Source organism: Rhizobium sp. SU303 (genome assembly GCF_021052345.1).
In the GTDB taxonomy this organism is placed as follows: Bacteria; Pseudomonadota; Alphaproteobacteria; order Rhizobiales; family Rhizobiaceae; genus Rhizobium; species Rhizobium laguerreae.
This window is the reverse complement of sequence record NZ_CP088095.1, coordinates 3,054,729-3,069,968: the sequence shown is the minus strand read 5'-3', so window position 1 is coordinate 3,069,968 and position 15,240 is coordinate 3,054,729. Positions and strand designations below refer to the sequence as shown.

13 protein-coding genes and 1 other RNA gene are annotated in these 15,240 nt (G+C 61.2%); all 14 read left to right on the top strand.

Annotation, left to right across the window (positions count from 1 at the left end; translation table 11 throughout):
- Positions 1 to 341 precede the first annotated feature (341 nt).
- Complete coding sequence (locus RlegSU303_RS15395) at positions 342 to 1,049, top strand: J domain-containing protein (RefSeq protein ID WP_017961314.1); 708 nt, start codon at positions 342 to 344, stop codon at positions 1,047 to 1,049.
- Positions 1,046 to 1,807, top strand: coding sequence for an N-acetylmuramoyl-L-alanine amidase (locus RlegSU303_RS15390; RefSeq protein ID WP_131720221.1), 762 nt, complete (start codon positions 1,046 to 1,048; stop codon positions 1,805 to 1,807). The genes RlegSU303_RS15395 and RlegSU303_RS15390 overlap by 4 nt, the downstream gene beginning before the upstream one ends.
- 262 nt (positions 1,808 to 2,069) lie before the next feature.
- Positions 2,070 to 2,690, top strand: a complete 621-nt coding sequence (locus RlegSU303_RS15385; RefSeq protein WP_131628512.1) for a lytic transglycosylase domain-containing protein — start codon at positions 2,070 to 2,072, stop codon at positions 2,688 to 2,690.
- Between the two features lie 81 nt (positions 2,691 to 2,771).
- Positions 2,772 to 3,947, top strand: coding sequence for an NAD(P)/FAD-dependent oxidoreductase (locus tag RlegSU303_RS15380; protein WP_131628511.1), 1,176 nt, complete (start codon positions 2,772 to 2,774; stop codon positions 3,945 to 3,947).
- 53 nt (positions 3,948 to 4,000) lie between these two features.
- Positions 4,001 to 4,398, top strand: an RNA gene (gene rnpB / locus RlegSU303_RS15375) — RNase P RNA component class A.
- Positions 4,399 to 4,813: 415 nt separating this feature from the next.
- The gene (gene mraZ, locus RlegSU303_RS15370) at positions 4,814 to 5,251 is read left to right on the top strand and encodes a division/cell wall cluster transcriptional repressor MraZ (RefSeq protein ID WP_025395324.1); all 438 of its coding nucleotides are present in this window, start codon (positions 4,814 to 4,816) and stop codon (positions 5,249 to 5,251) included.
- 17 nt (positions 5,252 to 5,268) lie between these two features.
- Positions 5,269 to 6,294, top strand: coding sequence for a 16S rRNA (cytosine(1402)-N(4))-methyltransferase RsmH (gene rsmH / locus RlegSU303_RS15365; protein ID WP_131628510.1), 1,026 nt, complete (start codon positions 5,269 to 5,271; stop codon positions 6,292 to 6,294).
- 1 nt (position 6,295) lies between these two features.
- Positions 6,296 to 6,820, top strand: a complete 525-nt coding sequence (ftsL, locus tag RlegSU303_RS15360; protein WP_131720222.1) for a cell division protein FtsL — start codon at positions 6,296 to 6,298, stop codon at positions 6,818 to 6,820.
- A complete protein-coding gene (locus tag RlegSU303_RS15355; protein WP_072637785.1) occupies positions 6,820 to 8,580 on the top strand; it encodes a peptidoglycan D,D-transpeptidase FtsI family protein in 1,761 nt (586 codons plus the stop codon). Before ftsL ends, RlegSU303_RS15355 begins: the two co-directional genes overlap by 1 nt.
- 6 nt (positions 8,581 to 8,586) lie before the next feature.
- Complete coding sequence (locus RlegSU303_RS15350) at positions 8,587 to 10,107, top strand: UDP-N-acetylmuramoyl-L-alanyl-D-glutamate--2,6-diaminopimelate ligase (protein ID WP_131720223.1); 1,521 nt, start codon at positions 8,587 to 8,589, stop codon at positions 10,105 to 10,107.
- Entirely contained in the window at positions 10,104 to 11,537 is a 1,434-nt protein-coding gene (locus RlegSU303_RS15345) for a UDP-N-acetylmuramoylalanyl-D-glutamyl-2,6-diaminopimelate--D-alanyl-D-alanine ligase (protein WP_131720224.1), read from the top strand. The genes RlegSU303_RS15350 and RlegSU303_RS15345 overlap by 4 nt, the downstream gene beginning before the upstream one ends.
- A 22-nt stretch (positions 11,538 to 11,559) precedes the next feature.
- A complete protein-coding gene (gene mraY, locus RlegSU303_RS15340; protein WP_003541415.1) occupies positions 11,560 to 12,660 on the top strand; it encodes a phospho-N-acetylmuramoyl-pentapeptide-transferase in 1,101 nt (366 codons plus the stop codon).
- 7 nt (positions 12,661 to 12,667) lie between these two features.
- Positions 12,668 to 14,080: a UDP-N-acetylmuramoyl-L-alanine--D-glutamate ligase gene (gene murD, locus RlegSU303_RS15335; RefSeq protein WP_131628506.1), complete on the top strand. Its 1,413-nt coding sequence runs from the start codon at positions 12,668 to 12,670 to the stop codon at positions 14,078 to 14,080.
- Position 14,081: 1 nt separating this feature from the next.
- Positions 14,082 to 15,236: a putative lipid II flippase FtsW gene (gene ftsW, locus RlegSU303_RS15330; protein ID WP_017961302.1), complete on the top strand. Its 1,155-nt coding sequence runs from the start codon at positions 14,082 to 14,084 to the stop codon at positions 15,234 to 15,236.
- Positions 15,237 to 15,240: the final 4 nt, after the last annotated feature.

Below are 15,240 nucleotides of genomic sequence, written 5' to 3'. Positions count from 1 at the left end.
AAAGTAAAGAATTTACGAAAAATGCGCGTTTCTGCCGTGTTAGACCGCAAAGGCGAGGCGAAGTGCTGATATAATCGTTTCAACCCGGTCTGCTTGTCGAGAACTGCCCGTGGAAATTTCCGCCGCGCGTTCCGGAATCCACGTGCCCGGGCAATGCCGGCGACCGCCGTCCATGCCCTCACGCGAGATGAAAGCGGGCGTGATGAATCGTTTGTTGCGGTGCGACAATTACCAAATCGTGAAAACTGTGTTCGGCCCTACGACGAATAGTCGCCTTGCAAAGGCTGCGATTCTTTGGTCAAGCTGTTTCTCTATAAGTTGACAAGTGTGTGAGATTTTCGATGTCCTTCTGGGAAAAACTGTTGAATGCCATTGGCAATACTGCAGGCAATGCGCTGTCTGCGGTGGTCGAGGCTATCCGCACGGTTTTTGAAGGCGATCCCGAGACCCGGCGTAAGGTGGCTTTCTCGGTGGCGATCATCGCGCTGTCGGCCAAGATGGCCAAGGCTGACGGCATCGTCAGCGAGAAGGAGGTCGAAGCCTTTCGCGAAATCTTCGAGTTTCCGCAGGATCAGGCGAAGAATGTCGCCAGGCTCTACAATCTCGCGCGCCAGGACGTCGCCGGCTACGAAGCCTATGCCGAACGGCTCTCGACGCTCTGCGTAACCTGTGCGGCCAATTGCCCGGTGCTGGAAGACGTGCTCGACGGCCTCTTCCACATCGCCAAGGCCGACGGGCTGATCCATGAGAAGGAACTGAATTTCCTGCGCCATATCGGCGAGATCTTCCAGATGAGCGAGATCCGCTTCGAGCAGATCGCCGCCCGCCACGTCTCGTCCGGCGGCGATCCCTACAAGGTTCTCGGCGTCTCGCCTTCCGATGATTTCCCGACCATCCGCCGCCGTTACCACGGCCTCGTCAGCGAACATCATCCCGACCGGCTGATTTCGCGCGGCGTGCCGAAGGAATTCCATGTGATCGCCAATGAGCGCATGGCGGCGCTGAACGCGGCCTATGAGGCGATCGAGAAGGAACGCCGCGCCGCATGACCTCTTTCGAGGCCGACTGCAGAAGCGCCCGCGTGCAGCCTTCGCCGAACCATGGCGAACGGGCGGACGGGCGCCGTCCCGATATGATCCTGCTGCACTATACCGGCATGCCGACGGCAGATGGTGCGCTCGACTGGCTCTGTCGCGCCGAAAGCCAGGTTTCCAGCCATTATTTCGTGCATGAGAATGGCGAGGTCGTGCAGCTCGTGCCGGAAATGCGGCGTGCCTGGCATGCGGGAAAAAGCAGCTGGCACGGCGAGACCGATATCAATTCGCTGTCGATCGGCATCGAGATCGCCAATGCCGGCCATCCGGGCGGGCTTCCTGATTATCCGAAAGAACAGATCGCCGCGGTGATCGAATTGTGTCGCGACTGTGTCAAACGTTGGTCGATCACACCTGAACGGGTCCTCGGGCATTCCGATGTCGCTCCGATCCGCAAGGTCGATCCGGGCGAGAAATTCCCCTGGGCCGCGCTCCACCAAGCGGGCATTGGGCACTGGGTCGAGCCGGCAACGATCACCGGTGGGCGCTTCTTCCAACGCGGCGATACCGGTCAACCTGTGGAAGCGCTGCAGTCGATGCTGTCTCTCTATGGTTACAGCGCTGAAATTACGGGTGAATTCTCGGAAAAAACGGCGGGCGACGTCGAAGCTTTCCAGCGCCATTTTCGGCCCGAACGGGTGGATGGTATCGCCGATTTCTCGACGATCGACACGTTGCACCGGCTGCTGTCGGCGCTGCCGCGTTATTCCTGATTCCTCGGCAATTACTGAAACGCCGAATTTCGCACTGCAGCGCGAAATTCCGCCTGCCACATCATTTCCCTATTATCTCCTCATTGCGATGGTCTAAGAACGTCCGCCAAGCGGTGCTCGGGGTTGTTTTCGAGTTAAACCACGGGCGTTATGTGAAACGATAAGAATTACCGTGAATCCCGATCGATCCTTGATCTGGTATTCATTATGACGGCGAGGCGCGCAGTCCGGAAATTCTTTGGGTCGGAGTGTTCAAGACTACATGAGAAAACTGATTGTTGTTGCTGCAACATGCGTTGGCATGGTGCTGGCGGGAAATAGCTTTGCCTTTGCGAATGATTGGGGCGTGCGAGCCGATGCGCCGGTGAAGAAAGTCGAGCGTCCTTCGAAGAAGACAGAGCGTCCGTTGAAGAAAGCGGACCGTTCGGTCAAGCCGGTGAAGCGTCCGCTCAAGACGGCGGAACGCCCGCTGAAGACGGTCGAGCGCCAGAGCGGTTATCCCGTCGCCGATGTTTCCGGCAATTCCTATTCCGCACTGATCAGCAAATATGCGAGCCAATATGATGTACCGGTTGCGCTTGCGACCGCGGTCATCCGCATCGAAAGCAATTTCAATCCGAATGCGCGCGGCAGCCACGGTGAAATCGGCCTGATGCAGATAAAGCCTGCAACCGCCCGCATGATGGGCTATTCCGGCAGCGCCAAGGGCCTGTTCGATCCGGAAACCAACATCAAGTACGGCATGAAATATCTGGCTGCCGCCCATGATCTCGGTGGTGGCGAGACCTGTAACACAATCCTCAAATACAATGCCGGCCATGGCGCCACGCGCATGAACCCGGTGTCCAAGTCCTATTGCGGCAAGGTTCTGGCAATGCTCTGAGCCTGAAGCGCTTATCCCTGACAAGGGTTGGATGATTCAAGACGATTGCCATGGTATCGCTGGAATTTAGCGAGGTGCGATATGGCAGTCGATTTCAGGTTTATCGTTATCGGCCGCGGCATGATGGGTGCCGCGGCCGCAAAATATCTAGCACGCCAGACGGATGGCGTCGCCGTCATCGGCCCGGACGAGCCTGATGATCGCAAGGCGCATCAGGGCGTCTTCGCCAGTCATTACGACGAGGGGCGTATCACTCGTACCATCGATCCCGACCGCAATTGGGCGCTGCTCGCCAACCGTTCGATCAGCCGTTATGGCGAGATCGCCCGCGACAGCGGCATCGATTTCTATCGCGAGGTCGGCTGCGTCGTCGTCGCGCCGACCGGGGGCGATTATCTCGAGAAAACCCGACAGGCCGCCATTTCGCTCGGCGTCGAGACCAGCCTGCTCGACGAGCAGGGGCTGAAAGCCGCCTTTCCCTTCTTCGCCTTTCCCGATGGGGGCGCGGGCGTCTTCGAGGCGAGGGGGGCCGGCCACATCAGTCCGCGCAAGCTTGTGAAAGCCCAATCGTTGCTGGCGGAAAAGGCTGGTGCGGCCGTCATCCGCGATCATGTCGTTTCGATCCGCAGCGAAGGTGGGTCGGCTGTCGTCGAGACATCAGGTGGCCTGACCCATCGTGCTGAAAAGGTGCTGCTGGCAGCTGGCGGATTTTCCATTGCGGAGAATCTGTTGCCGCAACCTGTTGCTATGACGGTTTATGCCCGGACCGTGACGCTTTTCGAGGTAAGCGAGGCCGACGCGGCGCGCCTGGCCACGATGCCGTCGCTCATTCTCCGGGCGCCCGGCATCGATATCTATCTGCTGCCGCCGATCCGGTATCCCGACGGCAAATTCTACCTGAAGATCGGCGGCGATCCTGACGATCTGGCGCTCAGCGACGATACGGAAATGCGCGCCTGGTTCAAGACCGAGGGGCGCGATACGGTGCACGCGCATCTCAAACGCATCGTGGACGGTCTCGTGCCCGATATGGTGCCGCTTTCAATTTCGACGGCCGCCTGCGTCGTGTCGCATACGGAAAGCGGCTATCCGATGATTGGCTATAGCTCATCGCCCGAGATCGCGGTGCTGACGGGCTGCGCCGGCACCTCGGCCAAGAGCTCGGACGAAATCGGTCGGCTTGGGGCCGAGCTGCTTTTGTCAGGCGGAATCAGCGAACAGGGCTATTCCACGGATTTCACACCACAATTTCGGTAAGTAAATTTTGATTTCGATAGCAATTGCGATCTCTCTCGTTTATGGGAGCCCTGCCAGTTGGCTGGGCAGCCGCGCTTTACCAATGCCGAAAGGCGGTAGGGTGAGGAAAGTCCGGGCTCCACGGAAACACGGTGCCGGATAACGTCCGGCGAGGGCGACCTCAGGGAAAGTGCCACAGAAAGCAAACCGCCTGTCATGACAGGTAAGGGTGAAAGGGTGGGGTAAGAGCCCACCGCATCTCCGGCAACGGAAATGGCACGGTAAACCCCACCGGGAGCAAGACCGAATAGGGATGACGCGGTAGGCCGAAAGGCCTTCCGGCTGGTTTCCAGGCCAGTCATCCGGGTGGGTTGCGTGAGGCAGCGTGCGAACGCTGTCCCAGAGGAATGGCTGCCACGTTCCGGTTCACGCCGGAGCCATACAGAACCCGGCTTACAGGCCAACTGGCGATTATCATCTTGACCGCGCGGCAGCTGGATTTTCAGCGTAAGTCGCTGAAACCGGCTGTTTTCAAGCAGATGTTTATGCATCCATTGGATGGATTTTTCCTGTAGGGATACCAATGCGTGTCAATTGTAAGATGACGCCGCTAACCCTTTGTTAAACTTAACGGCTTATAAATTTTTGATCATGCGTCTATTGCAAAATGGGCGTATCCCATTGACGCCCATATGGTCCCATGCTATCCCAAATGCGCACTGCACCAGGGCAATTATCTGCCCATTTATCGCAAAGCAAAGGCGTCTTCCTCTCCGGAAGCGTCGGAGGGGTTTTCGCTCATCCGGCTTGCGAAGCTGTGCCTGATATTGGGAGTTTCGGGCGTCTTTTGGTCGTCCGGATCCCTGCGGGAACGGATGTTTCGTGTCATGAGCCGCTTCCTTTCGAACGCGACCAACAGGATCGACGCCAAGGGCAGGGTTTCCGTGCCGTCGGCTTTCCGTTCCGTGCTGGCGCAGCGCAATGTCCAGGAGCTCTACTGCTTCCAGGACTTTGTGTTTCCGGCGATCAGTATCGGCGGTCCGGATCTTCTCGAAAGATTCGAACGGCAGATTGCTGCGGAGGATCCGTTTTCGCCGGATGCGAACGAGATGTCGCTTCTTATTCATGGAGGCGGGGTCTTCATGAAGCTCGACGCCGAGGGGCGGCTGATGGTCACGGATTTCATTCGTGGCTTTACCGGCATCTCGGACGAAGTGACCTTCGTCGGTCGGGCGGATCATTTTCAGCTCTGGCAGCCGCAGGCTTTTGTGGCCGCGCAGGCGCAGGCACGGGGGGAGCGCAAGCTGGCGGGCAAGCGTTCCTGAAAGAACGAGGGAACGGAATGGTGGCGAATCCTGGCGGAGGTTCAACTGATGCCGGTGGCGGACCGGTTCGTCACATTCCTGTTCTTCTCGCTGAAGTCCTTGCTGCATTGGCGCCCGCGCCCGGCAAACTCATCCTCGACGGTACGTTCGGTGCCGGCGGTTATAGTTCAGCCATTCTTGCTGCCGGCGCCGAGGTGATCGCGCTCGATCGCGATCCGACGGCGATTGCGGCCGGCCAAGCGATGGTTGCCGCCTATGGCGGTCGTCTCAGGCTCGTTCATTCGCAATTCTCGCATCTTGCCGATCATGCGCCGCAAGGCGGGCTCGACGGCGTCGTGCTCGATATCGGCGTCTCCTCCATGCAGATCGACGAGGCCGAACGTGGCTTCTCCTTCCAGAAGAACGGGCCGCTCGATATGCGCATGTCGGCCGAAGGCGTTTCGGCCGCCGATGTCGTCAACCGCGCCAAAGTCGCCGATCTCATCCGCATCTTCCATTTTCTCGGCGAGGAAAGCCAGGCGCCGCGCATCGCCCATGCGATCGAGAAGCGACGCGAGGAAAAACCGTTCGAAACGACACGCGATCTCGCCGGTCTCATCGAACTCGTCACGCCGCGCAAGATGAAGGACAAGATCCATCCTGCAACGCGCGTCTTCCAGGCCTTGCGCATCTTCGTCAACAACGAGCTCGGCGAACTGGCGCAGGCGCTGTTTGCGGCGGAAACGGTACTGAAGCCCGGCGGGCGGCTTGTCGTCGTCACCTTTCATTCGCTCGAAGACCGCATCGTCAAGAAGTTCTTCTCCGATCGCGCCGGCAAGGCTTCGGGTTCGCGGCATCTGCCGGTCGCGCATGAGCGGGCGGCAACCTTTGCGGCGATCGGCAAGCCAATGGTTTCTGCAAGCGAGGCGGAGGCGGAGATCAATCCGCGCGCCCGCTCCGCGAAGCTGCGCGCCGGTCTGAGGACGGACGCCGCCGCCGAAGCCGCGGATATGTCGCTCTTCGGGTTTCCCAATCTTGCCAGTCTCGGAAAGCTTGGAGGTTGATATGCTGAAAACGTTCGATCTCGTGCTCATCGGCGTCATGACGGCCACCGCCACCGTGACCTACACGATCAAGCACCGCGCCGAATTGAAGGTCGAGGAGGTTCATCGCCTCGAAGCAGAGATCAAGCTTGAGAAGGACACGATTGACCTTCTCAAGGCCGACTGGGCGCTGCAATCGCAGCCGAACCGGCTGGAGCGTCTGGTCAAGGCCTATAATGAAGAATTGAAGCTGCAGCCGACGGAATCGACGGCGCTCGTGCATGCCAAGGAATTGCCGATGCTGAAATCTGAGGTTCCCGTGCCTGACGTGACGGAGGCTAAGGTCAGCGCCAAGGGCGCGACCGTGGCCAGCGCCAAGAGCGCGACCGAGGCCAGCGCCAAGAGCGCGACCGTGGCCACCGCCAAAGGCGCGCCAGGCACCAAGGGCGCGCAAGCCACCGCCAAGGCGCAGCCCATTCCGATGCCTGCGCCGCGCGGCGAGGCTGAGGATGCAGACCAGATCGAAACCGGATCGGTGGAGGAATAATGTCGTTCCTTTCCCGCATCATGGTTCTGAAGAGCCAAGCGCATTTCTCCGCCGGCGTCTATAACCGGTTTGGCGGTCCATCCCCCGCCGGCCTGGCGATCGAGGGATCGCGCAAGAAGAAATCAGGGCAGGCAAAAAGCCGGGTCGGCCTGCTGATCCTTGGCTTCATGGGCGTCTACGCCGTCATCGGCGGCCGTCTCGTCGAATATGCGATGAAGGACCAGGAGGTCGTCTCCAGCATCCTGCCGCCCGACCGGCTGATGGCATCGCGCCCCGACATTCTCGACCGCAACGGCGAGGTGCTGGCCACCGACATCCGCACCGTCTCGCTGTTTGCCGAACCGAACAAGATCGTCGATGCCGACGAGGCGGTCGAGAAGCTTGCAACGGTGCTGCCCGAACTCGACGTCAGAGACACTTATAAGAAGCTCTCGGTCAAGACCTCGCATTTCGCCTGGCTGCGCCGGCAACTGACGCCGAAGCAGCAGAGCCAGATCCTGGCGCTCGGCATTCCCGGCATCGGCTTCCGGCCAGAGAAGCGCCGCTTCTATCCGGGCGGGGCGACCGCCGCGCATATCCTCGGTTACGTCAACATCGACAACCGCGGTGTCGCCGGCATGGAGAAATTTATCGACGACCAGGGGCTTGCCGATCTCGCTTCCGTCGGCATGACCAGCGACCAGCCGCTCGAGCCGGTACGACTGTCGATCGACCTGCGCGTGCAGAACATTGTCCGGGACGCGGTCGTCAACGCCGTCAACAACTTCCAGGCCAAAGGCGCCGGTGCCGCGGTCATCGACGTGCATACGGGAGAAGTGCTGGCGATGGCATCGGCGCCGGATTTCGATCCGAACGATCCGCAGGAAGGCGCCAAGGAGGGTTGGCTCAACCGGATGACCAACGGCACCTTCGAAATGGGTTCGACCTTCAAGACCTTTTCGCTGGCCATGGCGCTCGACAGCGGCAAGGTGAAGATGACCGACAGTTTCGATGCCAGCAAATCGATCTATATCGGCGGCTTCACCATCCACGATTTTCACGGGCAGCGCCGCTGGCTGACCGTGCCTGAGATTTTCCAGTATTCTTCGAATATCGGTACGGCGCGCGTCATCGATATGGTCGGCATCGATGCGCAGAAGGACTATCTCACCAAGTTCGGCCTCTTGACGAAGATGCAGACCGAGTTGCCTGAAGTGAAGATGCCGAGCCAGCCGCGCGTCTGGAAGAAGATCAATTCGATCACGATTTCCTTCGGCCATGGCGTCTCGACGACGGCGCTGCAGACAGGAGTGGCTGCCGCCGCTCTCGTCAACGGCGGCAAACTGATCGAGCCGACATTCCTGCCGCGTACACGCGAACAGGCCGATGAGATCGCCACGCAGGTGATCAAGAAGACCACCAGCGACGAGATCCGCTATCTCCTCGACTTCAACGGCTACAAGGGATCCGGGCGTGTCGCCCGCGTCCCGGGCTTTTCCGTCGGCAGTAAGACCGGTACGGCGGACAAGGTGGTGAACGGCCGTTATTCGTCAACCCTGAATTTCAATTCCTTCATCGCCGCATTCCCCATGAACGATCCCAAATATGCCGTGATCACTTTCTGCGACGAGCCGAAGACCGGCGAGAAAGCCTATGGCGGAACGATCTCCGCCGGTACCGCCGGCCCGATCGCCCGCGAGATCATCAGGCGTGCGGCCCCTATTCTCGGCATCGAACCGAAATTCGGGGAGGGCGGATCGGCCTTGCTGGTGTCTTATTGAGTGTGAATGAATATCGACGCCGATTCGCGAGGGGTGAACCGGCTTCAAGAGAGAAAAGTGCATTCGATGAAATTGCGAGACCTGGCCGGAGATCAGTTTCCGGAACTTGAAGCACAGCTCGAAGGCCCGGCAGGCCTGCTTGATATTTCAGGCCTGTCTTCGGATAGCCGCAAGGTGGCGCCGGGCAATGTCTTCGTCGCGGTCGCCGGCACCAGGGCGGACGGCGCGGGCTTCATCGTGGATGCCGCCGGCCGCGGTGCTGCCGTCGCGATCGCCTCCCAAGCCGTCGATGCTTCGATCCCCGTGCTTGCGGTCAAGGAGCCGCGCCGTTTCCTTTCCATCGCCGCCGCACGTTTCCACGACAGGCAGCCCGACACCATGGTCGCCGTCACCGGCACCGCGGGCAAAACCTCCGTCGCTTCTTTCACCCGGCAGATCTGGGCGCATGCCGGCCATGCGGCCGCGATGATCGGCACGACCGGCGTCGTCTCGCCGACGCGAAACGAATATGGCTCGTTGACGACGCCCGATCCGGTGTCGCTGCATCAGCTGCTGGCGGAACTTGCCGGAGAAGGCGTGACACATGCCGCCATGGAGGCGTCGAGCCACGGTCTCGACCAGTGCCGGCTTGATGGGGTCAGGCTTGCCGCCGCCGCCTTCACCAATCTCGGCCGCGACCACATGGATTATCATCCGACCGTCGAGGCCTACATGGCCGCCAAGATGCGGCTTTTCGATACGCTGCTGCCGAAGGGATCGCCGGCGGTGATTTTTGCCGACGATCCGTGGTCGGCGCAGGCGATCAAGGCCGCGACCCATGCCGGTCACGACATTCGTACCGTCGGGCGAAAGGGCGATTACCTCTCGTTGAAGCGCGTCGAGCACTTCCGCCACAAGCAGATGGCCGAGATCCATATCGGCGGCGAGATCTTCGAGGTGGACATTCCGCTGGCCGGCGATTTTCAGGTGGCCAACGCTTTGGTTGCTGCAGGGCTTGCCATGTCGACCGGCGTTGAGGCGAAGGTTGCTATGGCCGCGCTCGAGAAGCTCGTCGGCGCGTCCGGCCGTCTCGAACTCGTCGGCCATACGAAAGACGGCGCGCTCGCCTATGTCGACTACGCCCACAAGCCGGATGCGCTGGAAAACGTGCTGGGCTCGGTCAGACCCTTCACCACCGGCCGTGTCATTGTCGTTTTCGGCTGCGGCGGCGACCGTGACCGCGGCAAACGGCCGATCATGGGCGAAATCGCCTGTCGTCTTGCCGACGTCGTTATCGTCACCGACGATAACCCGCGTTCTGAGGAACCGGCCTCGATCCGCGCGGAGATCATGGCGGCAGCAAACTGCGCGGCGGAAATCGCCGATCGCGCCATGGCGATCCGCGAGGCTGTCGACATGCTGAGATCCGGCGATACGCTGATCGTCGCCGGCAAGGGGCACGAGGAAGGGCAGACGGTCGGCGGCGTCACCCTACCGTTCTCCGATCATGCGGAGGTGCGCAAGGCCTTGGAGGAGTTGAAATCTTGAGCTGGCTCTGGACGACGGAAGACATGATCGCAGCGATGGCGGGGCGCCCTTTCGGCACGCTGCCCGAAGGCATCACCGGCATTTCCATCGACAGCCGCTCGATTACTCCAGGCGCAGCCTTCTTTGCGATCAAGGGCGACCGCGTCGACGGCCACGACTACGCCTCGATGGCGATGGCGAACGGCGCCTCCCTTCTCGTCGTCAGCGAGGCGAGACTTCCGGCCATGGGTCGCCTGACGGTGCCGATGATCGTCGTGGAAGACGTGCTCGCGGCACTTGGCCGGCTCGGCCTTGCCTCGCGTGAGCGCTCGCAGGCCCAGATCATCGCAGTGACAGGATCGGTCGGCAAGACGACCACCAAGGAAATGCTGCGGCATGTGCTGGCGCCCTCCGGCAAGGTGCACGCCTCCGTCGCCTCCTTCAACAATCATTGGGGTGTGCCGCTGACGCTGGCGCGCATGCCTGAGGATACGGATTATGGCGTCTTCGAAGTCGGGATGAACCATCCCGGCGAGATCCGGCCGCTGGTGGCGATGATCCGTCCCGATGTCGCCATCATCACGACGATCGCGCCGGCGCATCTCGGCAATTTCAAGAACATCAAGGAAATCGCCGCTGCCAAGGCCGAGATCTTCGAGGGGCTCGAACCCCGCGGCCATGTCGTGCTCAACCGCGACAACGACCAGTTCAATTTTCTCGACCGCACGGCGCAGTCGCTCGGCATCGAGCATATCCATTCCTTCGGCCAGCATGCCAAGGCCGAATTCCGGCTCGCGGAATTCAACGGTTCTGACGAGAATTCGACGCTGTGGCTGACGATCGGCGGCGAGACGCTGGAGGTCGCGCTCGGCGCTCCAGGCCGCCATATCGCCGAGAATGCGCTCGCAGCGCTGGGCGTCGTCAAGATCGTTGGCGCCGATATGCAGAAGGCGATCGAAGCGCTTGCGACGCTGAAGCCGGAAAAGGGCAGGGGCAAGCGCCACCGGCTTGTCATCGGCGGCGGCAGCTTCACGCTGATCGACGAGAGCTACAATGCCAATCCGGCCTCGATGCGCGCGGCGATCGCGCTGCTGGCGGCCTCCGAGCCGACCGGCCGCGGACGCCGTATCGCCGTGCTCGGCGACATGCTTGAGATGGGCGAGTATGCGCAAAAGGTCCATACCGACCTTGCCGTGCCGCTGCTTGCGGCCGGCATCGAGCATGTCTGGCTCGCCGGAGGCGAGATGGCTGCGCTCAAGGAATCGCTGCCGGAAAGCGTCCATGTCGAATATCGCGAGAACACGGACGAATTGACGGATTATGTATTGAACTCGGTCGCGCCAGGCGACGTGTTGATGGTGAAATCGTCTCTGGGCATCGGTTTCGGCAAGATCGTCGCCGCGCTCCTTGACAAGTTCCCGCCATTTGCCGACACGCAACGCGAATTTTGATCGGGTAAACAAGGGGCCCTGAATGCTGATCTGGCTTGTCGAACTGTCGGAATATTTCAAATTTCTGAATCTGTTCAGATATATTACCTTCCGCACGGGGGCTGCTCTCTTCACCTCAGCGCTGATCGTCTTCCTGTTCGGGCCGACGATCATCAATTCGCTGCGCATCCGGCAGGGCAAGGGCCAGCCGATCCGCGCCGATGGGCCGCAGACACATTTCAAGAAGGCCGGCACTCCGACCATGGGCGGGCTGATGATCCTCGCCGGCATCGTCGGCGCGTCGCTGCTCTGGGCCGATCTTTCCAACGTCTATGTGGTCGCCACGTTGCTGGTGACGCTGGGCTTCGGCGCGATCGGCTTCTACGATGATTATCTCAAGGTCACGAAGCAGAGCCATATGGGCTTTTCCGGCAAGGCACGTCTTGGCATCGAATTCGTCATCGCCGGGATCGCCGTCTATTTCATGATGCGCACCGCCCTTGCCTCGGGGATTGCGGGTTCGACCTTCGGCTCCTCGATCGCCTTTCCCTTCTTCAAAGACTTCATGATCAATATCGGCATCATGTTCGTCGTCTTCGGCGGCTTCGTGATCGTTGGCGCCGGCAATGCCGTCAATCTGACTGACGGTCTCGACGGGCTTGCCATCGTGCCGGTGATGATCGCCGCCGCCTCCTTCGGCGTCATCGCCTATCTCGCCGGCAATGTGGTGTTTGCCAATTACCTGCAGATCAATTTCGTGCCCGGTACCGGCGAGCTCGCCGTCGTGCTCGGCGCCGTCATCGGCGCTGGCCTCGGCTTCCTCTGGTTCAATGCACCGCCGGCTGCCATCTTCATGGGCGACACGGGGTCGCTGGCACTCGGCGGCACGATCGGCACCGTCGCTGTCGCCACCAAGCACGAGATCGTCATGGCGATCATCGGCGGCCTCTTCGTCATCGAGACGCTGTCGGTTATCATCCAGGTCGGCTTCTTCAAGATGACCGGCCGGCGTGTCTTCCTGATGGCGCCGATCCATCATCACTTCGAGAAGAAGGGCTGGACCGAGAGCCAGGTGGTGATCCGCTTCTGGATCGTCGCCGTCGGCCTTGCCATGCTCGGCCTTTCGACGCTGAAGCTCCGGTGAGGCGGCGATGATCCCGGTCACGACACTCAAGGACAGGAAGGTCGCGCTCTTCGGGCTCGGCGGCTCCGGCTTCGCTACCGCCCGGGCGCTGATATCAGGCGGTGCCGATGTGACCGCCTGGGACGACAACCCCGACAGTGTCACCAAGGCCGCTGCCGAAGGCATCAGGACGGAAGACCTGCACAACATCGACTGGAGCCAGCAGGCGCTGTTCGTGCTGTCGCCCGGCGTGCCGCTCACCCATCCGAAGCCGCACTGGACCGTCGATCTGGCGCGGGCCGCCGGCGTCGATATCGTTGGCGACGTCGAACTCTTCGTGCGCGAGCGCCGCGCCCACGCGCCGGATTGCCCCTTCATCGCCATAACCGGGACCAACGGCAAGTCGACCACGACGGCGCTGATCGCCCATATCCTGAAATCATCAGGCTACGACACGCAGCTCGGCGGCAATATCGGCACGGCCGTGCTGACGCTCGATCCGCCGAAGGCCGAGCGTTATTATGTCGTCGAATGCTCCTCCTACCAGATCGATCTGGCGCCGACGCTGGACCCGTCTGCCGGCATCCTGCTCAACCTGACGCCCGATCATCTCGACCGTCACGGCACCATGCAGCATTATGCCGATATCAAGGAAAGGCTGGTCGCCGGCAGCGATGTCGCGATCGTCGGCGTCGACGACAGCCTTTCGGCACTGATTGCCGATCGTGTCGAGCGGGCAGGCGTCAAGGTGGTCCGTATTTCGCGCCGCAACGTGCTGGCCGATGGCATCTATGCCGAAGGCACCAAACTCATCCAGGCCGCCGGCGGCGCCATGCTGCCTTTCGCCGATCTCGACGGCATCCAGACGCTGCGCGGCAGCCATAATGCGCAGAATGCTGCAGCCTCCGTCGCCGCCTGCCTCGCCGTCGGGATTTCCGCCGACGACATCCGCACCGGTCTTGCCTCGTTTCCCGGATTGAAGCACCGCATGCAGCCGGTCGGGCAGCGTGGCCGCGTCGTTTTCGTCAACGATTCCAAGGCGACCAATGCCGATGCCGCGGCACCGGCTCTTTCGAGCTATGATCGCATCTATTGGATCGCCGGCGGCTTGCCGAAGGCTGGCGGGATCACGACGCTTGCTCCCTATTTTCCGCGCATCGCCAAGGCCTATCTGATCGGTGAGGCGGCGGCGGAATTCGCCGCGACGCTCGGCGAGGCCGTGCCTTACGAGATCTCGGGCACGCTGGAGCGCGCCGTCGCGCATGCGGCCGCCGATGCCGAACGCGACGAGAGCGCTGCTTCGGCCGTGATGTTATCCCCGGCTTGCGCAAGCTTCGACCAGTATAAGAACTTCGAAGTCAGGGGCGAAGCCTTCGTCGGCCACGTGGCAGCGCTTGACGGGATTACGATGCTGATCGGTCCGGCAACAGGAGAGAAATGACATGGTAAGCCGCGCGGAACGTGGGCCTCTGGCCGATTGGTTCTGGACCATCGACCGCTTCTTCCTGGCGATGTTCATCTTCCTGATGGGCATCGGCTTCATGCTGTCGTTTGCGGCATCGCCTGCGGTTGCCGAGCGCATCGGGCTCGAGCCCTTCCATTTCGTCAAGCGCCATGCGGCCTTCATGATCCCCTCGATCGCTGTCATGCTCGGGCTGTCGTTCCTGACGCCGCGCCAGGTGCGGCGCACTGCGATCCTGATCCTTATCGTCTCAGTCGCGATGATGGTGCTGGTGCTGTTCGTCGGGCAGGAGGTCAAGGGTGGCAGACGCTGGATCTGGATCGCCGGCCTTTCCGTCCAGCCGTCGGAATTCATGAAGCCTGCCTTCGTCGTGGTTTGTGCCTGGCTTTTCGCCGAACATGCGCGCCAGCCGGAGATTCCCGGCAATCTCTTTGCCATCATTCTGTTCGGCATCGTCGCGGCCCTTCTCGTCGCGCAGCCGGACCTCGGCCAGACCATCCTGACCACGGCCGTCTGGGGCGGGATGTTCTTCATGGCCGGCATGCCATGGATCTGGATCGTGCTGCTCGGTATCGGCGGCGCCGGCGGCCTGCTCAGCGCCTATTACGTCTTTCCGCACGTCGCCGGCCGAATAGACAAATTCATGACAGGCGAGGGTGATACTTTCCAGATCGATACCGCGCGCGAGGCAATCATCCGCGGCAGCTGGTTCGGCCAGGGACCGGGCGAAGGCATCGTCAAGCGCATCATCCCGGATGCGCATACCGACTTCATCTTCTCGGTCGCGGCCGAGGAATTCGGCATCGTGTTCTGCATGGCGCTCGTCGCGCTGTTTACAGTGCTGGTGCTGCGCGGCCTCTCGCATGCCTATCGCGAGCGCAACGACTTCAACCGCTTCGCCGTCGCCGGCCTGGTGCTGCAGTTGGGCATCCAGTCGATCATCAATATCGGCGTCAATCTCGAACTGCTGCCGGCAAAGGGTATGACGCTGCCGCTGATTTCCTATGGCGGCTCGTCTATGGTGGCGATCTGCGTCACCGCCGGCTTCATTCTGGCGCTGACGCGCCATCGACCGGAAAAACGCGCACAGGACCGGAGCCTCTTTCGCGTCCCGCACGGTTTGCCGGCGGAGTAGAAGA